The sequence below is a fragment of the Staphylococcus sp. HMSC13A10 genome, assembly GCF_001808005.1.
In the GTDB taxonomy this organism is placed as follows: Bacteria; Bacillota; Bacilli; order Staphylococcales; family Staphylococcaceae; genus Staphylococcus; species Staphylococcus pasteuri.
Genome location: NZ_KV791823.1, coordinates 15,755 through 39,594, shown reverse-complemented (window position 1 = coordinate 39,594; position 23,840 = coordinate 15,755). Strand labels below are relative to the sequence as shown.

25 protein-coding genes and 1 riboswitch are annotated in these 23,840 nt (G+C 31.4%); of the genes, 12 read left to right on the top strand and 13 right to left on the bottom strand.

Annotated features, from left to right (window positions below):
- Positions 1-127: 127 nt before the first annotated feature.
- Positions 128-484, bottom strand: a complete 357-nt coding sequence (locus HMPREF3125_RS00195; RefSeq protein WP_029055375.1) for a hypothetical protein — start codon at positions 482-484, stop codon at positions 128-130.
- Positions 485-678: 194 nt separating this feature from the next.
- Between HMPREF3125_RS00195 and pepF the strand changes: the two genes are divergently transcribed.
- Positions 679-2,493: an oligoendopeptidase F gene (gene pepF, locus HMPREF3125_RS00190; protein ID WP_070451210.1), complete on the top strand. Its 1,815-nt coding sequence runs from the start codon at positions 679-681 to the stop codon at positions 2,491-2,493.
- 89 nt (positions 2,494-2,582) lie between these two features.
- Here pepF and phoU read toward each other — a convergent pair whose 3' ends face one another.
- From phoU to cvfB, 6 genes are all read right to left on the bottom strand, one after another.
- Positions 2,583-3,230 (bottom strand): phosphate signaling complex protein PhoU, encoded by a 648-nt coding sequence (phoU, locus tag HMPREF3125_RS00185; protein WP_017636979.1) that lies wholly within the window; start codon positions 3,228-3,230, stop codon positions 2,583-2,585.
- 3 nt (positions 3,231-3,233) lie between these two features.
- Positions 3,234-4,109, bottom strand: a complete 876-nt coding sequence (gene pstB / locus HMPREF3125_RS00180) for a phosphate ABC transporter ATP-binding protein PstB (RefSeq protein WP_070451208.1) — start codon at positions 4,107-4,109, stop codon at positions 3,234-3,236.
- 88 nt (positions 4,110-4,197) lie between these two features.
- Positions 4,198-5,127, bottom strand: a complete 930-nt coding sequence (gene pstA, locus HMPREF3125_RS00175) for a phosphate ABC transporter permease PstA (RefSeq protein WP_017636977.1) — start codon at positions 5,125-5,127, stop codon at positions 4,198-4,200.
- A gap of 1 nt (position 5,128) precedes the next feature.
- Complete coding sequence (gene pstC, locus HMPREF3125_RS00170; RefSeq protein ID WP_070451206.1) at positions 5,129-6,055, bottom strand: phosphate ABC transporter permease subunit PstC; 927 nt, start codon at positions 6,053-6,055, stop codon at positions 5,129-5,131.
- 176 nt (positions 6,056-6,231) lie between these two features.
- Complete coding sequence (locus HMPREF3125_RS00165; RefSeq protein ID WP_070451205.1) at positions 6,232-7,197, bottom strand: PstS family phosphate ABC transporter substrate-binding protein; 966 nt, start codon at positions 7,195-7,197, stop codon at positions 6,232-6,234.
- A gap of 346 nt (positions 7,198-7,543) precedes the next feature.
- Positions 7,544-8,452, bottom strand: a complete 909-nt coding sequence (gene cvfB, locus HMPREF3125_RS00160) for an RNA-binding virulence regulatory protein CvfB (protein ID WP_017636974.1) — start codon at positions 8,450-8,452, stop codon at positions 7,544-7,546.
- A 144-nt stretch (positions 8,453-8,596) separates the two neighbouring features.
- Here cvfB and HMPREF3125_RS00155 point away from each other — a divergent pair, with 144 nt between their 5' ends.
- The 9 genes from HMPREF3125_RS00155 (at position 8,597) to lysA (ending at position 19,092) form a co-directional block, all read left to right on the top strand.
- Entirely contained in the window at positions 8,597-10,198 is a 1,602-nt protein-coding gene (locus tag HMPREF3125_RS00155; protein WP_017636973.1) for an ABC-F family ATP-binding cassette domain-containing protein, read from the top strand.
- Between the two features lie 358 nt (positions 10,199-10,556).
- A riboswitch (Lysine riboswitch) is annotated at positions 10,557-10,733 on the top strand.
- An 82-nt stretch (positions 10,734-10,815) separates the two neighbouring features.
- Complete coding sequence (locus HMPREF3125_RS00150; protein ID WP_141738031.1) at positions 10,816-12,021, top strand: aspartate kinase; 1,206 nt, start codon at positions 10,816-10,818, stop codon at positions 12,019-12,021.
- A gap of 57 nt (positions 12,022-12,078) precedes the next feature.
- Positions 12,079-13,068 (top strand): aspartate-semialdehyde dehydrogenase, encoded by a 990-nt coding sequence (locus tag HMPREF3125_RS00145; protein WP_070451200.1) that lies wholly within the window; start codon positions 12,079-12,081, stop codon positions 13,066-13,068.
- 1 nt (position 13,069) lies between these two features.
- On the top strand, positions 13,070-13,954 hold the full coding sequence (gene dapA, locus HMPREF3125_RS00140) for a 4-hydroxy-tetrahydrodipicolinate synthase (RefSeq protein WP_070451198.1): 885 nt from the start codon (positions 13,070-13,072) through the stop codon (positions 13,952-13,954).
- A complete protein-coding gene (gene dapB / locus HMPREF3125_RS00135; RefSeq protein ID WP_017636969.1) occupies positions 13,954-14,676 on the top strand; it encodes a 4-hydroxy-tetrahydrodipicolinate reductase in 723 nt (240 codons plus the stop codon). Before dapA ends, dapB begins: the two co-directional genes overlap by 1 nt.
- A gap of 21 nt (positions 14,677-14,697) precedes the next feature.
- A complete protein-coding gene (gene dapD, locus HMPREF3125_RS00130; protein ID WP_017636968.1) occupies positions 14,698-15,417 on the top strand; it encodes a 2,3,4,5-tetrahydropyridine-2,6-dicarboxylate N-acetyltransferase in 720 nt (239 codons plus the stop codon).
- A 175-nt stretch (positions 15,418-15,592) separates the two neighbouring features.
- Positions 15,593-16,744: an amidohydrolase gene (locus tag HMPREF3125_RS00125; RefSeq protein WP_070451197.1), complete on the top strand. Its 1,152-nt coding sequence runs from the start codon at positions 15,593-15,595 to the stop codon at positions 16,742-16,744.
- A 3-nt stretch (positions 16,745-16,747) separates the two neighbouring features.
- Positions 16,748-17,824 carry an alanine racemase gene (locus tag HMPREF3125_RS00120; RefSeq protein ID WP_070451195.1) on the top strand — a complete coding sequence of 359 codons (1,077 nt, stop codon included), beginning with the start codon at positions 16,748-16,750 and terminating at the stop codon, positions 17,822-17,824.
- 2 nt (positions 17,825-17,826) lie between these two features.
- Positions 17,827-19,092 carry a diaminopimelate decarboxylase gene (lysA, locus tag HMPREF3125_RS00115; RefSeq protein WP_070451193.1) on the top strand — a complete coding sequence of 422 codons (1,266 nt, stop codon included), beginning with the start codon at positions 17,827-17,829 and terminating at the stop codon, positions 19,090-19,092.
- 68 nt (positions 19,093-19,160) lie between these two features.
- Here lysA and HMPREF3125_RS00110 read toward each other — a convergent pair whose 3' ends face one another.
- From HMPREF3125_RS00110 to msaA, 6 genes are all read right to left on the bottom strand, one after another.
- Positions 19,161-19,910, bottom strand: a complete 750-nt coding sequence (locus tag HMPREF3125_RS00110; protein ID WP_052728880.1) for a hypothetical protein — start codon at positions 19,908-19,910, stop codon at positions 19,161-19,163.
- Positions 19,911-19,925: 15 nt separating this feature from the next.
- Positions 19,926-20,780 (bottom strand): ABC transporter ATP-binding protein, encoded by an 855-nt coding sequence (locus HMPREF3125_RS00105; RefSeq protein WP_070451191.1) that lies wholly within the window; start codon positions 20,778-20,780, stop codon positions 19,926-19,928.
- Positions 20,774-21,175: an Msa family membrane protein gene (locus tag HMPREF3125_RS13170; protein ID WP_046466669.1), complete on the bottom strand. Its 402-nt coding sequence runs from the start codon at positions 21,173-21,175 to the stop codon at positions 20,774-20,776. The genes HMPREF3125_RS00105 and HMPREF3125_RS13170 overlap by 7 nt, the downstream gene beginning before the upstream one ends.
- A 4-nt stretch (positions 21,176-21,179) precedes the next feature.
- Complete coding sequence (locus HMPREF3125_RS13165; protein ID WP_186803558.1) at positions 21,180-21,485, bottom strand: CPBP family intramembrane glutamic endopeptidase; 306 nt, start codon at positions 21,483-21,485, stop codon at positions 21,180-21,182.
- A 567-nt stretch (positions 21,486-22,052) separates the two neighbouring features.
- A complete protein-coding gene (gene cspA, locus HMPREF3125_RS00090; RefSeq protein WP_002433901.1) occupies positions 22,053-22,253 on the bottom strand; it encodes a cold shock protein CspA in 201 nt (66 codons plus the stop codon).
- Positions 22,254-22,439: 186 nt separating this feature from the next.
- On the bottom strand, positions 22,440-22,748 hold the full coding sequence (gene msaA, locus HMPREF3125_RS00085) for a regulatory protein MsaA (protein WP_017636529.1): 309 nt from the start codon (positions 22,746-22,748) through the stop codon (positions 22,440-22,442).
- A 156-nt stretch (positions 22,749-22,904) separates the two neighbouring features.
- Between msaA and HMPREF3125_RS00080 the strand changes: the two genes are divergently transcribed.
- Both HMPREF3125_RS00080 and HMPREF3125_RS00075 read left to right on the top strand, forming a co-directional pair.
- Positions 22,905-23,174, top strand: a complete 270-nt coding sequence (locus tag HMPREF3125_RS00080) for an acylphosphatase (protein ID WP_026083438.1) — start codon at positions 22,905-22,907, stop codon at positions 23,172-23,174.
- Between the two features lie 25 nt (positions 23,175-23,199).
- The gene (locus HMPREF3125_RS00075) at positions 23,200-23,823 is read left to right on the top strand and encodes a 5-bromo-4-chloroindolyl phosphate hydrolysis family protein (protein WP_070451188.1); all 624 of its coding nucleotides are present in this window, start codon (positions 23,200-23,202) and stop codon (positions 23,821-23,823) included.
- Positions 23,824-23,840 lie beyond the last annotated feature (17 nt).

Here is a 23,840-nt window from a genome sequence, read left to right as displayed (position 1 = left end):
TGATATTAAATTAATAACGCCAAAGTTTATAGACGCTAATATTTATATTGTAAAAATGTTTAGTTACATCAAAATTAAAAACCCAACTCTGTTAGTTATATTCAGAATCGGGTTATGAAAATTATATTTAACGACGACGATATTTATCGAAATCATCATTATAGTCATGTTCAAATTGTTCATATCTACGCATATCTTTTTCGAGTCGTTTTTTCTTTCTTTCACGTCTCCAATTACGAGTGAAATACCATAATAAGAAACTAATAATTAAACTGATTATTGCCATAAAAGCAGCAAATCCTAATAACGGTTGATATGTAATATCTTGAAAGTTAGGGATTAAGAATGCCAACACACCTAAAACCACAAATGAAATTACTGCCGCAATAAACCATCTATGTAATACTAAAGTGCAAAACACTGTTAGTATGATGACCGCTAATATAGTAATCCATAGGAAATTGGGCATATCAAAAATTGTCATATACGAATTCTCCTTATTTAAAATAACACTATTTTATTATACTATTTTCTAACTAACAACTAAACCTACTATAGTAGTATATCTCATTAATAACACTTTTAATTAAAGTTTGATTTTCCTATCTGAATCAACTGCGTAAGAAAAATAACTAATGTATAATATGACGTATATTAACAAACAGGGAGTGAAACATATTGTCTCAAGGCTTACCTAATAGAAAAGATGTATCAAGTTCAGAAATCTGGGATTTAAAAGACTTATTCCAAAATGATGATGCCTTTTACGAAACGTTAGAAGAAATAATGGCTTCAACTATAGATTTTAATAAACGATTTGCTGGTCAACTAACAAACTATCAAATTGCTGAAAAAGCATTACATGAGTATGAGACTCTATTAATACAATTAGATCGTCTAGGAAACTATTCAGAATTACGTCTAAGTGTAGATACTAGTGATGAAAAAGCACAACAATTAAATGCGAAATTAAATACTTCATATGGTAAAATCGCAAGTCAGCTATCATTTTTAGAATCGGAAATATTAGATTTAGATGATGATGAATTACAACACTTACTAGCTGAAACACAATATCCACACTATATTCAGCAACTCATTCAGCGTAAACCATATCAACTAGATCCTAAAGTAGAACAAACTTTAGCTAGTTTATCCCCTACTATTAATCAACCTTATGATTTATATGGTACGACAAAAATGCTAGATATCGCATTTGAATCGTTTGAACATGAAAATGTAGATTATCCAATGGATTACGCAACATTTGAAAATGAATATGAAGATCATGCTGATGCAGAATTCAGAAAGAAAAGTTTCAATTCATTTAGTGATGCTATTAAACGATATCAACATACAACTGCAGCAACTTATAATATGCAAGTTCAACAAGAAAAAATTGAAGCAGATTTAAGAGGCTATGATTCTGTTATTGATTATCTGTTACAAGAACAAGAAGTGACACGAGACATGTTTGATAGACAAATTGATGTAATTATGAGTGATTTAGCACCAGTAATGCAAAAATATGCCAAATTATTACAACGTGTTCATGGTTTAGATAAAATGCGATTTGAAGATTTGAAAATTTCAATAGATCCTACTTATGAACCAGATATTTCAATAGAAGAATCTAAAAAATATATTTATGGTGCATTAAATGTGTTGGGTGATGATTATACTTCAATGCTTGAATCTGCTTATCAGAATCGTTGGATAGATTTTGCTCAAAATAAAGGTAAAGATACTGGCGCTTTTTGTGCTAGTCCATATTTTACACATTCATATGTCTTTATTTCTTGGACGGGTAAAATGGCTGAAACATTTGTATTAGCACATGAATTAGGACACGCTGGACATTTTACATTAGCACAAACACATCAAAATTTCTTAGAATCTGAAGCGTCTATGTATTTTGTAGAGGCCCCGTCTACTATGAATGAAATGTTGATGGCCAATTATTTATTTAACCATAGTGATGACCCGCGTTTTAAACGTTGGGTGATTGGCTCAATTTTATCACGTACTTATTATCATAATATGGTGACACACTTACTTGAAGCGGCATATCAACGGGGAGTTTATAAAAAAGTAGATAATGGAGAATCTCTAACTGCTCCAGTTCTAAATGATATTATGTTAAATGTTTACCAAACATTTTTCGGTGACGCAGTTGAAATGACTGATGGTGCCGAGTTAACTTGGATGAGACAACCACATTATTATATGGGATTATATTCATATACTTATTCTGCAGGTTTAACAATAGGTACGGTTGTTTCTCAAAAAATTAAAAATGAAGGTCAACCAGCAGTCGATGCTTGGTTAAATACGTTAAAATCAGGTGGCAGTTTATCTCCTGTTGAATTAGCTAAACAAGCAGGTGTAGATATTACAACTGAAGCGCCATTAAAAGATACTATTCGCTATATTTCTGAATTAGTCGATGAAGCAATTGCATTAACTGATGAGATTGAAGGTCAATCAAAATAATTATAATAAAAGCCCCTCAAATGAAAAAATCACCATTCATTTGAGGGGCTATTATATGTTTATTTGTTAATTTGGATTATATAGGTAGATTAATGTGATGTTTCATAACGGTTACCAGTTAAGAAGTAATATACACTTTCAGCAATATTACTAATATGGTCCCCTACACGTTCTAAGTTTCTAGCGGCTAAATGAGCTTGTCCAGCAACGAAAGGATCATTATCAATTAAGTAAGTAGTATTAACGATATTGATATATAAGTCATCAATATCTTGATCGCGTTCGATAATTTCTTTAATCAAAGTAATATCTTCATTTTTAACGGCTGTATTTAAATCTTCAAGCATTAACATAGCAAGTTTACCCATTGTTTTTAATCTAGTTAATACATAATGGTCAGTTATTTTGACTCGAAGTCTAATATGAGCGATATTAGCTGCATTGTCTCCCATTCGCTCTAAATCTGTAGAAATTTTTAATGCTGACATCATCATTCTCAAATCTGTAGCTATTGGTTGCTGTTTTGTAATCAACATAATCACTTTTTCATTAATTTCATGATCTAGATGATTGATTTCTTTATCTTTTTGAATAGTTTCTCTGGCAAATGTTCTCTTCTCTTCACTTAACGACACTAAGGCATTCTCAATATTAAAATAAACACGAAGACCTAGTCGGCGTAAATCTTTGATTAAGCCTTCTAGTTGATCTTCGTATTTTTGTCTAATAACTGCCATCTATTATCCGAATCGTCCTGAAATATAATCTTCAGTTTGCTTATCAGCAGGATTTGAGAAAATTTTGTCAGTGTCGTCATATTCATTAATATAACCATTTAAGAAGAAAGCAGTTTTATCAGAAACACGCGCCGCTTGTTGCATGTTATGTGTAACCATAATAATTGAATAATTTTCTTTTAATTCTTGAACTAATTCTTCTATTTTTAAAGTAGAGATTGGGTCTAATGCTGATGTAGGTTCGTCCATTAAAATAACATCAGGTTCAATCGCTAAACATCTAGCTATACAAACACGTTGTTGTTGTCCACCAGATAAACCATACGCATTCATGTGTAATCTGTCTTTTAATTCATCCCAAATAGCAGCACCACGTAGTGATTTTTCAACAATTTCATCTAATACTTTTTTGTTTTTGATACCATGTGTTTTTGGACCGTAAGTAATATTGTCGTAAATTGATTTTGGAAATGGATTTGGTTGTTGGAATACCATACCTACATTAGTTCTTAATTTCTCTTTTGAATATTTAGCATCAAATATGTTTTGATCGCGGTATAAAATTTTACCAGCTGTTTTTACAGAAGGTACAAGTTCTACCATACGGTTTAATGCTTTAATATAAGTTGATTTACCACAACCTGATGGTCCAATAATAGCAGTGACGTTATTTTCAAGAATATCTAAATTGATATTTTGAAGTGCATGGTTATCGCCATACCATAAATCTAAATTTTGAGTAGAATATACTACTTTTCTTTCGCTATCTGAAATTGAATCTTTTTTATCATCTGTAGTTACAATTGTAGCAACGCTTTGCCCTGAATTGCTTTTAAGTTCATTTAATTTCTTGTTTTCTTCGACTTGTTTGTTAGCCATAGTATAAAACTCCTTCTAAATAATTAAGTTGAAATAAGTCTACTTAATAATCAATATCGCTTTCCCAATATTAAGATTTCGTTTGTTTTTAAAATTTCTTACTAAATTTGTTACGGAAGTATATTGCTAAACCGTTCATTAATAATAAGATAACTAATAATACGATAATGCCTGCTGACGCAACATTTTGGAATTCTTCTTGAGGCATTTTAGCCCAGTTATAAATTTGTATTGGCAATGCTTGGAATTGATCCATGATGCCGCTTGGTAAACGTAATAGAATTGTTGGAATACCAATCAAAATTAAAGGCGCTGTTTCGCCTAATGCACGAGATAAAGCTAAGATAAATCCAGTTAAAATACCTGGTAATGCAGCCGGTAAAACGACTTTGTAAATCGTTTGCCATTTATTTGCACCTAAACCATATGACGCTTCTCGTACTGAATTGGGTACCGCGCGAATAGCTTCTTGTGATGCTACGATAATGACAGGTAAGATTAATAAAGACATTGTTAATGCACCAGCTAAAATTGATTTGCCAAGAGATAATGACTCGATTCCCATACCACGTACGAATAATGTAAGTCCTAATAAACCGAATACTACTGAAGGTACCCCGGCTAAGTTAGAAATACAAACTTTCACAAAGTCTGTAAATGGATTTTTACGAGCATATTCTTCAAGATAAATTGCTGTACCGACACCTAAAATAATTGAAATTGGAATGATAGTAATCATTAACCATAATGTTCCCACTAAAGCACCTTTAACACCGGCCATAGATGGTGTAGATGAAGAAAAGTTAGTGAAGAATGAAGGTGTTAAATGACCAGCACCTTTGATTAATGTATCTATTAATAATGCTGCTAATACGATTAATCCTATTAATGTACAAGCTAAGAATATACCTTTAAATACTTTATTCTTCGTCATACGACTAGAAATATTTTTTTCGACTTTATTTTGATCGACTAATGTTTTGTTATGATTTGCTACGTTAGTAGTTGTTGTAGACATTTTAATACTCCTCTCTGAAACGTTTAGAAATCCATTGTGATAGTAAGTTCATAGCTAATGTGAAAATAAATAGCGTGAATCCTACCGCATAGATACTGTAGTAAACGTCTGATCCGAAAGTAGCATCTCCTGTAGCAACTTGAACAATATAACCAGTCATTGTTTGGATTGACCCAGTTAGGTTTAATGAAGCTGTAGGTGTACTACCAGCTGCTAGAGATACGATCATTGTTTCTCCAATTGCTCTTGAAATAGCTAAGACAATTGATGCTAAAATACCTGAAGCTGCTGCAGGTAAAACAACTTTTATTGCAACTTCTAATTTTGTAGCACCTAACCCTAATGCACCTTCACGAATTTTGTTTGGAACTGATGCCATTGCATCTTCACTCATACTTGTAATAAGTGGGATAATCATTACCCCTACTACTAATCCAGGACTAATTGAGTTAAAACTACCTAAGTCAGGAAATATAGATCTTAAAATCAGTGTAACAAATGTTAATGCGAAGAAACCGAACACGATAGTTGGTATACCTGCTAACACCTCAAGTACTGGTTTAATAATGCGTCTAGCTCTATCTGAAGCATATTCACTTAAATAAATAGCTGCGCCTAATCCAATTGGAACTGCGAATAAAGCTGCAATAATTGTGATTTTAAGTGTTCCAATGATTAATGCCCAAATACCATATGAAGGTTTAGCTGAGAACGGGTTCCAATCTGTAGAAAATAAAAATTCTGTGATTGATACACGTGTAAAGAAAGTGATTGTTTCAGTTAGTAATGTAAATAAAATCCCTAAAGTTACTAAAATTGAAATTGCTGAAATGATAGCTAAAATGATTGGCACTATTTTATCGCTCATGCCACCCTTTTTGGCATTGTTTTTAGCAATCATTTCTCTAATGTTTGTATTTGAAACCATATGAAAACCTCTCTTCTTAAATCTCCCAATTATAAAAAAAGAGTGGGAATATTTCAGGTTGATAAGAGTAAAGACTCATGATATTTATGTGCTAACCTGAAAAGAAAATCATACAAAGTGGCTGAATTAACCTACTTTGTATTGATTTTCGTTGTATTCCCAAACTCTATTGTTAATTATTTATCTTCTTTTTTATCAGAGTCTTTGCTGTTTTTCTTAATGTAATCTTTTAATTCTTTAAGTTCATCTTTGTAATCTTTCTTAGGAAGTGCTACATAACCAGCATCTTCTGCAGATTTACCTTCATCTTTAAGTGTGAATTTCATGAATTCCTGGAAAGCTTTGTTTTCTTTTAATGATTTTTCTTTAGCGTAGATGAATAATGGTCTACTTAAAGCATAAGAGTTATCTTGGATTGTTTTCTTAGTTGGTTTAGTATCTTTGCCCTTATCATCTTTGACTTTAACTTCTTTTAATTTGTCTTTATTTTGTTGATAGAAGTTATAACCAAAGTAACCAATACCTTGTTCGTTCTTTTGAACTGATTGTACGATGACGTTAGTATCAGCATTTTTCTCAGCTTTGATATCGCCTTTATCCATTACTTCTTCAGTAAAGAAGTCGAATGTACCATGTGATTGGTCAGGAGAGAACGCTTTGATTTTTTTATCAGGCCATTTAGAGTTAACGTCTTTCCAAGTTTTAGCTTTTCCAGAATAGATCTCTTTAAGTTGGTCTTTAGATAATGATTTTACGAAGTCATTATCTTTGTTTACTGTTACTGTTACACCATCTTGAGCAATTTTATATTCTTTGTATTTAATACCTTTGTCTTCTAATTTTTTCTTTTCTTCATCTTTAATAGGTCTTGAAGCATTTGAGAAATCTGTTTCTCCAGAAATGAATTTCTCGAATCCGCCACCTGTTCCTGAAGTACCTGATGATACTGTAGCGTCTGGATAATCTTTAGCGAATTTTTCGTTTAATTTTTCAATGATAGGACCGACTGTTGAAGATCCGTCACCTTTTACTTCACCACTTACATCTTTACCTTCGCCTGAACCGCCGTTACCGCCGCCACATGCGCCTAAAAGTACTGAAGCTCCTAATACAGTCGTACCGACTAATTGCCACTTTTTCATTGAAACATCCTCCTAATATAAATAACCCAAATGTTATATGTATTTCTTACAGTTCTAATATTAACGAATCATTGTTAATTAAAAACTATGTTAATGTAAATGTTTTGTTAAGTTTAGATTTAGTTATGTTAAGTTATTAGAAATTCTTATATATATCAGCTTTTTAGACTTTAATCGTATTGAGATTATTCAAAGATTTAGGAGAAATTCAGTAGAAGAGGAAATATTAAAGTAAGTATCGTTAACATAAAAATAGCGTCGATTGAAATATAAGTTTCAATCAACGCAATACATAGTTGTTATTAAATTATTTTTACCTTTTTAATAGAAGAAATAAGATTTTGTATTAATTATCTTGGTTGTTTTCAGTGCGAGACCAACCTTTTTTAGTTAAACTAATTTTACCTGTTTCAATATTGATGATTTTTTGTTTATATAAATGTCCGATAGCACGTTTAAATGAACCTTTACTCATGTTAAACACTTCTTTAATGGCTTCTGGACTTGATTTATCCCAAAATGGTAATTCACCGTCGTATTCAACTAATAAATCAAAAATGACTTGTCCATCATCGTCTAGTCGTTCATGTGCTAATGGCAAGAATGAACCATTTAGCTCACCTTGTTCATTATGGCCAATGATACGTACTTTAACTAACTCACCTAGTCTAGGTTCAGCTTTACGTTCTGATTCATGTACGAAGACTTTGTAGCCTTCCGTACTTAATAAGAAACTACCTACACGTAAGACACGATAAGGTCTAGCTTCTAACATTTCATTTTGCTTACTATCATCATGAACTGGCGTGTACATATTATCTACAATACCTTCACTTGCTAAACGAGCAAACATTTGATTTTCTCTATCGATTCTTAGAGTAACAAGTAGTTTGTCACCAGCTTCTGGCCAAAGTGTTTTAACTTTTGGTAAATCTTCCCATGGTATCAATACTTCTCTTGGTAAACCTACATCAACTCGTGCACCATCACGGTCTACTTTTAATACTTTTGCAAAATCATATTTATCTTTAGTGATATCAGGCATATTTTGCGTTGCAAATAATTCTCCTGATCTATTTGGATAGATAAAGAAACTATATTCTTCACCTACTTGTAATTCATCTTCTTCATTTACTTCTGATTGATTCAGTTTAACTTGTTCTCCGTTTGGTCCTTTTAACATATAAGTCGAACCTTGTAAGCCGGTAACTTCAAGAAATTCAATTGAACCTACGATATCTTTTTCTAGTGCCATTATATTCTCCTTCGAGTCATTTATTCTTTTATAGTATAACATGAGCGGAGTAATCTATCATTACAAGTTGTAGGTGGTCGAAAGTATCTTAATAATATGATATAATTCTTCCGTTAGAATAACGATATAAAAAGGAGCAAATGCATGTTACAAGTAACTGATGTAAGTTTACGTTTTGGCGATCGTAAACTATTTGAAGATGTAAATATTAAATTTACTGATGGTAATTGCTATGGATTAATTGGAGCGAATGGTGCAGGTAAATCTACTTTCTTAAAAATATTATCTGGTGAGTTAGATTCACAAACTGGTCATGTATCACTAGGTAAAGATGAAAGATTAGCAATTTTAAAACAGGACCACTTTGCATATGAAGACGAACGTGTACTTGATGTAGTTATTAAAGGTCACGAACGTTTATATGAAGTAATGAAAGAAAAAGATGAAATTTATATGAAACCAGATTTCAGTGATGAAGATGGAATTCGTGCTGCTGAACTTGAAGGCGAATTTGCTGAGATGAATGGTTGGAACGCAGAAGCAGATGCTGCAAACTTACTATCTGGTTTAGGTATTGACGCATCTTTACAAGACAAAAAGATGTCTGAACTTGAAAATAATCAAAAAGTAAAAGTATTATTAGCGCAAAGTTTATTTGGCGATCCAGATGTACTATTACTAGATGAGCCTACCAATGGTTTAGATATTCCAGCTATTAGTTGGTTAGAAGATTTCTTAATTAATTTTGAAAATACAGTCATCGTAGTATCACATGACCGTCACTTCTTAAATAATGTATGTACACATATTGCAGATTTAGACTTTGGTAAAATTAAAGTTTATGTTGGTAACTATGATTTCTGGTATCAATCAAGTCAATTAGCTCAAAAAATGGCACAAGAACAAAATAAGAAAAAAGAAGAAAAAATTAAAGAACTTCAAGATTTCGTGGCACGTTTCTCTGCAAATGCTTCTAAATCTAAACAAGCAACAAGTCGTAAAAAACAATTAGAAAAAATCGAATTAGATGATATTCAACCATCATCTAGACGTTATCCATATGTAAAATTCACTCCAGAAAGAGAAATTGGTAATGACTTGTTAAGTGTTCAAAATCTTTCTAAAACAATTGACGGTGAAAAAGTATTAGATAATATTTCATTTACGATGAACCCTAACGATAAAGCTATTTTAATTGGAGATAGTGAAATTGCTAAAACTACCCTACTTAAAATTTTAGCTGGTGAAATGGAACCAGACGAAGGTTCATATAAATGGGGTGTTACAACTTCATTAAGTTACTTCCCTAAAGATAACTCTGAATACTTTGATGGTGTAAACATGAATCTTGTTGATTGGTTACGTCAATATGCACCAGAAGATGAACAGACTGAAACGTTCTTACGTGGTTTCTTAGGGCGTATGTTGTTTAGTGGTGAAGAAGTTAAGAAAAAAGCAAGCGTGTTATCAGGTGGAGAGAAAGTACGTTGTATGTTAAGTAAAATGATGCTTTCAAGTGCGAATGTATTATTATTAGATGAACCAACTAACCATTTAGACTTAGAAAGTATTACTGCAGTCAATGATGGATTAAAATCATTTAAAGGTTCACTTATTTTTACGTCATATGACTTTGAATTCATTAACACTATTGCTAACCGTGTAATTGATTTAAATCCACAAGGTTCTGTTTCAAAAGAAATTCCTTATGAAGAGTACTTACAAGAAATTGGAGTATTACAATAATTAAATTATATTGATTACCCTTAAGTGAATGTTGATGTCACTTAAGGGTTTTTTATGGGATTTTAGTCCCCTATTTTATTAAGATTTTTAACAAACGATTGCATAAAAACTATTGATCTTTGAAAGAAGTTAAAAAGGAATACACTCGTTCTTCTAACGATTGCACAAGCGATACTAAGCATTAAAATGCTATAAGGTTTTAAGGAATACAAAAGTTTTAATCAAACTTTTGCATAAAAGCCACTAATCTTTGCTAAAAGAAAGTGGCTTTAAAATTTTCTGTTTATTTGAAAAAATCACAATTATCGGTTTACAGTCACATGTCAGATATGTATAATAAAAACATATCAATTGAATAAGATTTTGATGAGGCGCATTAAACATGAGTAAATATTAGATTACTGTCTGCTAACAGCTAATATTGAAAGGGGGCAATGCCGAAACGAATGATAATAGCAGATATCATTTGTTGGACTTTTTGGTTAAGAGCTAAGAGTTTGTCATTATTTGATAATAATGGAGTGCATCACTTGTACATAAATGTAGAACAAGTCGCATTCCAGACTTGTTCTTTTTTTATTGAATAGGTGGGTCTCCCTACTAACTGAGGAGGACAAATTTTGAATAGAAGTGTTTTGAAATTTGGCGGATCTTCCGTCAGCGATTTTACAAAGATTAAAAATATAGCAAACATGTTAAAAGATCGAGTTGAACAAGATGAACAACTGATTGTTGTAGTGAGTGCTATGGGTAAAACTACAGATCAATTGATGGAAAATGTATCAACCTTAACGTCAACTCCAAAAGAGCAAGAACTTGCCCTACTTTTAACAACTGGAGAGCAACAAACAGTTTCGTATTTGTCTATGGTGCTAAACGATATTGGTGTTAGTGCTAAAGCCATGACTGGATACCAAGCTGGAATTAAAACAATTGGACATCACTTAAAAAGTAAAATTGCTGAAATTAACCCTTCAACCTTCACTGATGCATTTGAGAAACATGATGTGCTTGTGATTGCTGGTTTTCAAGGAATTAATGAGAACCATGAATTAACTACATTAGGTCGAGGTGGCTCTGATACTACAGCAGTGGCATTAGCAGCTAGCAATAACATACCTTGTGAAATCTATACAGATGTAGATGGTGTATATGCCACAGATCCTCGAATTTTAAGTCATGCTAAACGCTTAGAGTATGTATCTTATGAAGAGATGATGGAAATGAGTGCACTTGGTGCTGGCGTGCTTGAGACGCGCAGTGTTGAATTGGCTAAAAATTACAATATTCCACTATATTTAGGAAGAACTTTATCAAATGTGAAAGGAACATGGATTATGTCTAGAAGTGATTTATTAGAGAAAAAAGCAGTAACTGGGGTCGCATTAGATAAACACATGATGCATGTTACAATCACATATCCCCTACCAGATAATCGTTTATTAACACAATTATTCACTGAATTAGAAGAAGGCTCAGTTAACGTGGATATGATTTCCCAAATCGTTAACCATGAAGGATTACAATTATCATTTAGTATTAAAGACACAGATGTACATCAAATCTCACAAATTTTAGAACAGTTAGCAGTTAATTTTGAAGCTCTTGATTATAAAATTAACGAAGCTTATGTAAAAATTTCTTTAATTGGTTCAGGTATGAGAGATATGTCAGGTGTTGCATCTAAAGCATTTATAACTTTAATTAATGCTAAAATCCCCTTCTACCAAACAACCACATCAGAAATTAGTATTTCTTATGTCATTGATGCTGAAAATGGTGAAAAAGCTGTCGAAGAACTATACGGTGCTTTTGATATATAAATGATTTAACTTAATTTTTCACAATATTAATAATATTGAAAACGGAGTGACTTACACATGACAAAATTAGCAGTAGTTGGCGCAACAGGATTAGTAGGAACAAAAATGTTAGAAACATTAGATAGAAAAGCAATTCCCTTTGACGAATTAGTGTTATTTTCTTCAGCACGTTCTGCTGGTCAAAATATAGAATTTCAAGGACAAACATATACAGTACAAGAATTAACTGACGAAGCAGCAAGTGAACATTTTGACTATGTATTAATGAGTGCTGGTGGCGGTACAAGTGAACATTTCGCCCCACTATTTGAACAAGCTGGCGCTATTGTTATCGATAATTCTAGTCAATGGCGTATGGCAGAAGATGTAGACTTAGTAGTTCCAGAAGTCAATGAACCTAAATTCACTAGAGGAATTATTGCAAACCCAAACTGTTCTACAATTCAATCAGTTGTACCGTTAAAAGTATTACAAGAAGCGTTTGGTTTAAAACGTGTTGCTTATACAACATATCAAGCGGTTTCAGGATCTGGTATTAAGGGTAAAAAAGATTTATCTGAGGGTGCCAATGGTAAAGAACCTGAAGCATATCCTCACCCTATTTATAATAATGTGTTACCACACATTGATGTATTTTTAGAAAATGGTTATACAAAAGAAGAGCAAAAAATGATTGATGAAACACGTAAGATTTTAAATGATAAAGATTTAAAAGTAACTGCTACATGTGTTCGTGTACCTGTTCAAGATAGTCATAGCGTGGAAATGGATGTCACATTCAATCAAGATACAACTGTTGAAGAAATACAAGCACTATTTGACAAAGATGATCGAGTAGTTCTTGTAGATAATCCAGCTAATAATGAATATCCACTTGCAATACATTCTACTGGTAAAGATGAAGTGTTTGTAGGTCGTATTCGTAGAGACGATTCTTTAGACAATACATTCCATGTATGGTGTACATCAGATAATTTATTGAAAGGTGCAGCATTAAACGCAGTTCAAGTTTTAGAACAAGTTTTAAAATTGAAAGGAGTTCTTTAATATGACACACATGTTTAAAGGCGTAGGTGTAGCATTAACTACACCATTCGTAAATAACGAGGTAGATTATGATGCTTTAAGAAGTCACGTTTCATTTTTACTAGAAAATAATGCTCAAGCAATCATTGTAAATGGTACAACAGCAGAAAGCCCTACTTTAAATGACGATGAAAAAGAGCATGTATTAGAAACTGTAGTAAATTTAGTAGATAAACAAGTACCTGTAATTGCAGGTACTGGCACAAATAATACTGAAAAATCAATTCAAGCATCTGTTCGAGCTAGACAATTAGGCGCTGATGCAGTCATGTTAATTACACCTTATTATAATAAAACGAATCAACGCGGTTTAGTACAACATTTTGAAACAATTGCAAATGCAGTTGAATTACCAGTTGTATTATATAATGTGCCTTCTCGTACAAATATGACGATTGAACCAGAGACAGTTGAAACGTTAAGTAAAAATCAATATATTGTGGCTTTAAAAGATGCTACAAATGACTTTGATTACTTTGAAGAAGTTAAAAAACGAGTTAATCAAAATGAATTTGCAATATACAGTGGTAACGATGACAATGTAGTTGATTTCTACGAACGTGGTGGCAATGGCGTTATTTCTGTCATTGCAAATGTTATTCCAAAAGAATTCCAACATTTATATGACGCTAAACAAAACGGGGACGATATCACTAAAGCGTTCGAACCAATTGGACAATTGTTAGATGCTCTATCTGTAGACATAAATCCTATACCAATCAAAGCATTAACTGCTCATGAAGGCTTTGGAAGCTATGAACTACGCTTACCTCTTCTACCATTAGAAGAAAATGATCGTAAAAAATTAGTACAAGCTTATGAAACATTTAAAGCAGGTGAAAAATAATGAAAATTCTTTTAATTGGTTATGGGGCTATGAACCAACGAGTTGCTAGATTAGCTGAAGAAAAAGGCCATGAAATTGTAGGCGTTATCGAACATACACCGAAAGATTCAACACCTTATCAACAATACGAACACATTGCTGACGCAAAAGATGCCGATGTTGCGATAGATTTTTCTAATCCTAATTTATTATTCCCATTATTAGAAGAATCGTTCAAATTACCATTAGTTATCGCAACTACTGGTGAAAAAGAAAAATTAGTTGAAAAACTAGAAGATTTAGGGAAAAACATGCCAGTATTTTTCAGTGCGAATATGAGTTATGGCATACACGCGCTTACCAAAATTCTAGAAGCGGCTGTTCCCCTATTACAAGATTTTGATATTGAACTTACCGAGGCGCATCACAATAAAAAAGTCGATGCCCCTAGTGGTACGTTAGTTAAACTATATGATGTCATTGAAGGATTACGTGAAAAAACAACGCCTGTATATGATCGTCATGATAAATCAGAAAAACGAACACCTGATGAAATAGGTATTCATGCAGTTCGTGGAGGTACAATTGTCGGAGAACATGATGTATTATTCGCTGGTACTGATGAAACAATTACTATTTCACATAAAGCACAATCAAAAGATATCTTTGCCAATGGAGCAATTGGCGCTGCTGAAAAATTAATTCACAAAGACAAAGGTTTTTATACTTTCGATAATTTATAATTCAACTGAAGGAGCGAAATTATGGTACAACATTTATCAGCCCAAGAAATAATTCAATATATTAGTGATGCAAAAAAATCAACACCATTAAAAGTTTATGTTAACGGTAATTTTGACAATGTAACTTTCCCTGAATCGTTTAAAGTATTTGGTTCAGATAATTCTAAAGTGATTTTTGTAGAAGCAGACGAATGGAAACCATTCTATGAACAACATCAAGGTCAATTTGAAGATGTTGAGATTGAAATGGACCGTCGTAATTCTGCGATTCCTTTAAAAGATTTAACTAATACGAATGCTAGAATTGAACCCGGTGCATTTATTCGTGAACAAGCGATTATTGAAGATGGTGCTGTCGTAATGATGGGCGCTACGATTAATATCGGTGCAGTTGTTGGCGAAGGTACTATGGTAGATATGAATGCAACTTTAGGTGGTCGTGCTACTACAGGTAAAAATGTACATGTTGGTGCAGGTGCAGTATTAGCAGGTGTTATTGAACCACCTAGCGCATCACCAGTTGTCATCGAAGATAATGTTTTAATCGGAGCAAATGCAGTTATTTTAGAAGGTGTACGTGTTGGTGAAGGTGCAATTGTTGCAGCTGGCGCTATTGTGACACAAGATGTTCCTGCAGGTGCAGTTGTTGCAGGTACACCTGCTAAAGTGATTAAACAGACTTCTGAAGTTGAAGATTCTAAACGTGAGATTGTGTCTGCATTAAGAAAATTAAACGATTAATATATCGTAAATGAAAGTAAGTTGAAACGAAGACGTGGTTGAGCAGTTTAAGTTTAAAGGAGTAAATGATTAACTTCTAGAGAACAGATAGCTCCCCACCCTTTCGTTTCGACTTTTTATTATCATTAAATATGATAACGTCATTAGGGGATTTTTAGAGAAAGGAATGATTTTGATGAATGAATTAGAATTTGTAACTACTCATAGAAGACATTTACATCAACATCCTGAATTAAGTTTACATGAATACGAAACAACTGAATATATTACTCAATTTTTAAATGACTTAGGTGTGACATTTGAAAGACCGCTAGAAACAGGTGCTATCGCCTATTTAGAAGGTAATAGTAATCATACGATTGCTTATAGAGCAGATATTGATGCTTTACCGATATTCGAAGAAAATGATGTAGACTATCGAAGTCAAAATGACAATGTGATGCATGCTTGTGGACACGATGGTCATACAACTGCCCTTATGTTGTTTGTACAACGTTGTAAAGCAATGGCTGATAAAGGAACTCTTCCACATAATGTTGTATTTATTTTCCAACCTGCTGAAGAAACTGGTGGAGGCGCGCATCGTCTTATTAATGCAAATGCCTTTGAACAATACCCAATTGAAGCAGTATTTGGTGTTCATGTGAATCCATTCTCAGATGAAGGCACAGTAGTTATTAGAGATGAAGAAATCACAGCTAGTGCAACTGAATATCGCTTTTATTTAAAAGGTTTATCTAGTCATGTTGCTGATAAAGAACAAGGATATTCATGTGGTGAAGCATTACAACATGTGTTAAACCAAGTTGCTCAAATTCAACAATATCATTTAAATGGTTTAAAACGTAATATCGTACATATGGGACATTTTGAAGCTGGTGAAGCGATTAATACAGTACCAAGTCATGGTTATCTAGAAGGTACTATTCGTACATACGATGTTGATGATTTAACTATTGTTAAAAATCAAATGCAAAAAATAGCTGACAGTGTGAAACTACTATTTAATGTGGATTGTGAAGTGAAATTTGAAGAAGGATACCCTGCCACAATTAATAATCCTAAATTACGCAAACCTGTAGAGCAAGCGCTTAAAGATGCTCACTTAGAAGTCATTGAAAAACCAACGCCATTTTTATTTGGCGAAGACTTTAGTTTCTATGGTCAATTATTAGCACCAGCTTATTTTGTGTTTGTAGGTACACGAAATAAAGATAAAGGCTATGTAACAGGATTACATACATCTCATTTAAATTTTGATGAAAAAGTATTAATTGATGTAGCTAACTATTATGAACATTTATTACTAAATTACAAAGAGGTGTAACCATTGACAGCAATTTGGTCAGTCGATTCAGACGCTTTTTTAGAAAATGCAAAGAAAGTAAAAAATCAACAACCTATTATGGCTGTTGTTAAAAATAATGCCTATCATTATGGTTTAGAATTTGCAGTAAAGCAATTTTTAAAAGCAGGAATTGATACATTCAGTACGACTTCGTTAAAAGAAGCTGTAAGAGTACGTGAATTAGCGCCTAATGCTACAGTATTTCTTATGAATGCAGTGTATGATTTTGATACTGTTCGTGAAAATGAAATTCATATGACGTTACCTTCTTTAAAATATTATTATGAACATAAGAATGACTTGCATGGTATTCATGTGCATTTAGAATTTGAAAATTTGTTACATCGTTCTGGTTTTAAAACATTAGACGAAATACAAGAAGTATTACAAGATCACCAACAAAATTCAAATCAAGATAAAATGATTATTTCTGGTTTATGGACTCATTTTGGTTATGCAGATGAATTCGGTGTACCTGAATATGACCATGAACGTGCAGCATGGCTAGAAGTATTGAACACTTTATTAGATGAAGGTCATCATTTTGATTTAATCCATGCTCAAAACAGTGCAAGTTATTATCGTGAAGGTCAAGTCGTTCTTCCCCATCATACACATGCAAGAGTTGGTATCGCATTATATGGTTCACGCCCATATAGTAGTTTAGATGAAGAAGTGATTCAACAATCACTAACAGTGAAAGCCAATGTTATACAAGTGCGTGATGTTCAGCAAGGCGATTATTGTGGTTATAGTTGGGCATTTGAAACTCAAAATGATAATACGAAACTTGCAGTAGTAGATGTTGGTTATGGTGATGGTATTTTAAGAACGAGAGCACAACATGAAGCACTTATTAATGGAAAACGCTACCCTATTCGTGCATTAATGATGAGTCATATGTTTGTGGAAGTTGACGATAACGTACATGCACAAGACCAAGTTGTATTATATAATGAAGATATGCGCATAGACGAATACACATTTAAGGGTGTGGGAGCAAATTCAGAACAACTTAGCGCAATGAATCATGATTCTCTTATAAAGGAGTATAGATAAATATGACAGTAGAATATAACGAGTACGGCGAATTAACATTAGGAGGTACAAGTCTTAAAACAGTGGCTCAAAGTTTTGGTACCCGTACCATTGTTTATGATGAAGATCAAATTCGTAATCAAATGCGTCGTTATCATCAAGCATTTCAACAAAGCGGGTTAAAATATAATATTTCATATGCTTCTAAAGCATTTACATGTATACAAATGGTTAAACTTGTTCAAGAAGAAGATTTACATTTAGATGTAGTGTCTGAAGGAGAATTATATACAGCACTTGAAGCAGGTTTTGATCCAAGTCGAATCCACTTCCATGGTAACAACAAAACGAAACATGAAATTAGATATGCTTTAGAAAATAACATTGGCTATTTTGTTATAGATTCTTTAGAAGAAATTGATTTAATTGATCGCTATGCTAATGATACTGTACAAGTAGTATTAAGAGTCAATCCTGGTGTAGAAGCACATACACATGAATTTATCCAAACAGGTCAAGAAGATAGTAAATTTGGCCTTTCAATCCGTTATGGATTAGCTAATGAAGCGGTAGATAAAATTAAACAAACTAAACACCTTCATTTAAAAGGTATTCACTTCCATATTGGTTCACAAATCGAAGGTACTGAAGCAATGATTGAAACAGCTAAAATTGTGTTGAATTGGTTAAATGACAACAATATTGATATTGAATTGCTTAACCTCGGTGGCGGATTTGGAATTAAATATGTTGAAGGCGATGTTAGCTTCCCTATTGAAACTGGTATTGCTGAAATTACAGATGCCATTAAAGAAGAAGTTAACAAGTTAAATATGGATACACCTGAAATAGGCATCGAACCAGGACGTTCAATTGTTGGTGAAGCTGGTATAACACTATATGAAGTAGGAACAACAAAAGTTATTCCTGGAGTCAATAAATATGTATCTATTGATGGTGGTATGAGTGATCATATTAGAACATCGTTATATGATGCCGAGTATCAAGCGTTACTCGTTAATCGTCATGAAGAAGCGGATGATACTATGACAATTGCAGGTAAATTGTGCGAATCGGGAGATATTATTATTAAAAATGCTAAGCTTCCAAGTTCAGTACAACGTGGAGATTACTTAGCGATATTATCAACTGGTGCTTATCACTATTCTATGGCTTCAAATTATAACCAAATGCAAAAGCCATCAGTGTTCTTTATTAAAGATGGCAAAGCACGTGAAGTCATTAAACGTCAATCATTAAGACAATTGATTATTAATGATACAAAATAGTTAAAAAATAAGGTTCAATATAAGACAACCAATTAATGATTGTCTTGTATTGAACCTTTAATTTTGTATTAATACTGTAATTTTTTAAATAATGTACGAGCGATGACGTAAAAAATAATAATGTAGAGCAATGTTAGCCCTATCATCATACCTAACTGAAAATTAAAATCTTGAACATGTTCTAGTTTTATAAAAGATACTGGTAGAACTTTAAATTTAGGTAGCATTTCTACGATTTTAGTTAATATGTATCCAATTACCATAATCATAATTGTATAAGCTGAATTAAATTTAATTGATGATAAAATTCCTAAAAATAACAAAATAATAATCGTACTGAAAATACCTACTAATGATAATATAAAGCTTTTATTCACTAATGTATCATTTAAGAATAATGAGTGTGAAGAATAGTCGTGTTTATTAACAAAGAATAGATATACGATAATGCTAGAAATGATTAATATTATTCGTGAGATAATAACTAATAATAAAATAGATAAAAATTTATAGTTAAATATCTTATCCCTATTTTGATCTTTAAATAAGATTAAGCGGCCTGATTTAATATCATCATTAAAATTTTGACCAATCATCATACCTATTAATACAATGGGTAATAAAAATTTAAGTTCTGTATCAGAAATAGCAATCAGTAATTCTGCAAACGAGACACTATTTTTTTCAGTTGATGATAATGAAACAAAATCACTATGTGTTAGTTCTGCTATAAAAATAAGTAATGGATATAAACTGATTAATAATAAGACCCAAAATGACTTTAACTTTACTGTAAATTTAAAAATTTCGTTTAACATTGTTTAATCCCCTAACTATTTAAATAATGATATATAATCTGCTTCAATATTTTTGATGTTGAGTAAAGTATTATCATTACCTATGTAATTTTGAATTAATTTCAGATTATCTTCTTGGTCAATAATTTCTATAGTATTGCCATCTATATGCGTAATAAAATCAAATTGTTGTTTGATTGATTGCATATCTTTTATTGGATTTGTATATGTAAGTAATTGTCGATTTTCAAATTGTGTAGATTTTAATTCTTTGATTTCACCATTGTTAAGGAACAAATAACGATTACATATTTGTTTTAATTCATTAATCTGATGACTAGAAATTAAAAATATAGATTGATATTTTGCAGCATATTGTTGTAAAAGTTGAATTAATTGATCAATACCTACTGGATCTAAACCAACAAACGGTTCATCTAGAACTGCTATTTTAGGTTCTGTAATTAAGCACATTGCTAAACATAGTCTTTGCTTCATACCAAATGAATAGTCTTTAACCTTCTTTTTATTGTCTTCTAAAGCAACAAAAGTTAAAATATCACTTATTTTATCGAGATATTGATTTTGATTGTTTACTTTTAAATAAAATTCTAAATTTTGACGCGCGCTATAATTAGGAAAATATACTTGATTAATCATAAAACCAAAGTCAGTAAATATATTTTCATTTATATGTATATCTTGGTTATTGTATGAAATAGTCCCTTCAGAAGGTCGTTGCATTTTAGCAATTAATTTCATTAGAGTGGTTTTACCCGAACCATTTTTACCAATTAAACCAATAATATCGCCATTATTCATATCAAAATTAATATTATTTAAGATAGTTGTAGAACCATAAGTTTTTTTAATATTCTGTAATTTTAGCATTTAAAACCCCTCCTTTTTTTGATAAGTATTAATAAAAATAAAACGGAAGTCATAAATAAAAATATAAAAATTAATTGAGGTATAGCTATCATATTCTCATCAATAGAAATTTCAAATTGATCATTCGTTTTTTTAGAATTTAAAATATAAGAATCATAATTAGGTAAATTCATTATATAAAGACTGTATAAGATATAACATAATAAATTAAACAGACTATTTGTAATCATAAATTGATAGTGTTTGTTACAGTAAAAAATAAAAACACCCGTAATAATAGTAGGAATTAAAAGCGTTAATATTGATGCAAGGTAAACATTAATATTGAATTGAAAATAACACATTATCCCGTAAAATATTGAAATTAAAATAAAAGTAGAAAAATAATATTTCATTAATTCACCCCAAATAAGTTAATAGTAAATTATAAATCCAATGTGTAATTATACTAAAACTTAAATTTATATTATAACGAATAAAATATAATATTATACTGCTTGGAAACCTATTAATCAAATTAATTAAAAAAGGTTCATTTAGATGTAATAAAAAAGCAAATAAAATTGAACCAATTATCGATATAAGTACTATATTAAATTCCTTACTAAGTATTTTGTATATTATATGTCTAAATAAATATTCCTCTCCAATAGCTACACATAGGAAATAAAATGTTATTAAATAGTCTTTAGTAATAAATGACATAAAAATAAAACATAAAAATATTAACAGACATTTGTTCACATTAATAGATAAACCTTCAACACTATTTAACTTAAAAAGTTTAATAAAAAGAATTGGTATTATTATAAAACTTATTATAAATGATAGTAGTGCACATAGTTGAAGTACAAATTCATTTTTTATTAATATAGAAAAAATGCCTATGGAAATACTTAATGAAGCAGAGGAAAATATTACTAATAAAATAGAGAATAAGATGATTTTTATCTTATTCTCTAAAGTAGGTGTATTAATTACCATTTAACACGTCTGCCTCTATAGCCAATATGAAAGCGTCCAATTGATACATGTAATAATTTGAATAAACTTTCCATTTTAATCCCTCCCTTTAGTTGTTATAATTATTGTATAATATTTATATAAAATTGTCTACATTATTATTCTTTAATATACTTCTATTCCTCAAATAAAAAACGGTTAGTGACCCTATGATCACTAACCGCTAATTTTATATAAAAACTCCAATAAAAAACACCTTACATCTTGGTAAGGTGTTAGTTAATAAAGTCAATTGTTACAATCTATTTATTATAGTTTTACAACGTTCGCAGCTTGTGGTCCGCGGTCGCCTTCAACTACTTCAAATTCAACTGATTGACCTTCTTCTAATGATTTGTAACCATCTTGGTTAATTGCTGAGAAATGTACGAATACGTCGTTTTCTCCTTCAACTTCGATGAAGCCGAATCCTTTTTCAGCGTTAAACCATTTAACTGTACCTTGTTTCATAATCTGAAACCTCCAAGACTAAAATTCATTCAATATGCGTTATTCGCATATTACAAAAAATACATGGTCTAATTAGTCATAACGATAATAGCAAATACTTTTTGCAATATGGAATAAAACTATTGCTTAATTAATATTATAGTTTAAAAATAGCAAAATTGCAATACAATTATAGGAAATTATCATTTAAACTATTTTTGGAAGATTATAATATACTTCATTATTTTTTAAAACAATAAAACTATAAAATATTTGTAAATCTTCATCACAATCTTCGCAGAAATTTAAATCACAATTATTGTAAAATGCGTACATATTATATTTTCCCATTACACAGTTATCATAATAGGCTTGGCAAGCTTTAATTAAATCTTGATATTCTTCTAACATCTCATCATATGATGAAAACTCAGATTGCTTTACGATTTTTTCTGGCCAATCTTCAAATAACCACCAACCCTCGTAGTCAGCTCTAATTTTTGCAACTGTCCACATATGTATCCCCTTCTTTGTATAATTCTATATGTTAATTTTAACTTGTTGTATAACAAAATCAAGTTTGAAGACTCATACTTTTGGCCGATACGTAGTGTAGTTATTATTAGTTTTTTTAACGTTTTATCCTTATAATGATATTAAGAGGTGATTATGGTGGAACGCAAACATATACAAGTATTCGGCACAGTTCAAGGTGTCGGTTTTAGATTTTATACACAGAAAATAGCAAATCAACATGATATTAAAGGAACAGTACAAAATGTTGATGATTATGTAGATATATATGCACAAGGAGATACAGAAAGTTTAGATCAATTTATTAATAGTGTTGTTTCAGGTGCTTCTCCTGCCTCAAATGTAACCAATTATGATATTGAAACACTTGATGTTGATGAATCATTGAAAGATTTTAAAACGATTTAAACTAATTTAAAAAGGAAGATGGCAGTTGAGATATAATATTTCAAGAATATTTGGAATGATGGTAGGTATTCCTGTAGCGATTATTGCTTGGATGATTAGTATCTTTGGATTAGATCTGTCATTTATCATAGATGCTGTTATTGGTTTGGGTGGGTTTATAGTGTCATACTTCCCTACCCAACGGCTAACATCACGGAAGTATTTAAATGAAATAGGTTTAACTAGAAGAGAATATAGATATGTTAGAGGTCAATTGAATCAAGCGCAGGCTAAAATTCGAATGATTTTAAAATCATTTATTAATATTCGATCTATTAAAGACTTCAGACAAGTAAATCATATCTATAGAATATCTCGCTCTATTTATATGAGTGTGAAACAACGTCCAGGTATGTTTTTTAAAGTAGAAGGATTTTTCTATTCACATATAGATAATGCTTTGAATTTAGTGGATTCGTATACTAGATTAACGAAAATGCCTAAGAAATCACATGAAGAAAAGCAAAAGTTAGAACAAACGCGTATTACTCTTGATGAGGTTAAACGCACATTAGTAGCAGACTTAAAACAATTAAATGAAGAAGATTATGAACGATTAGATGTTGAAATGGAATTAAACAAATTAGAGCAACAACGTAGACAAAAATAATATAGAAAGGAGCATTA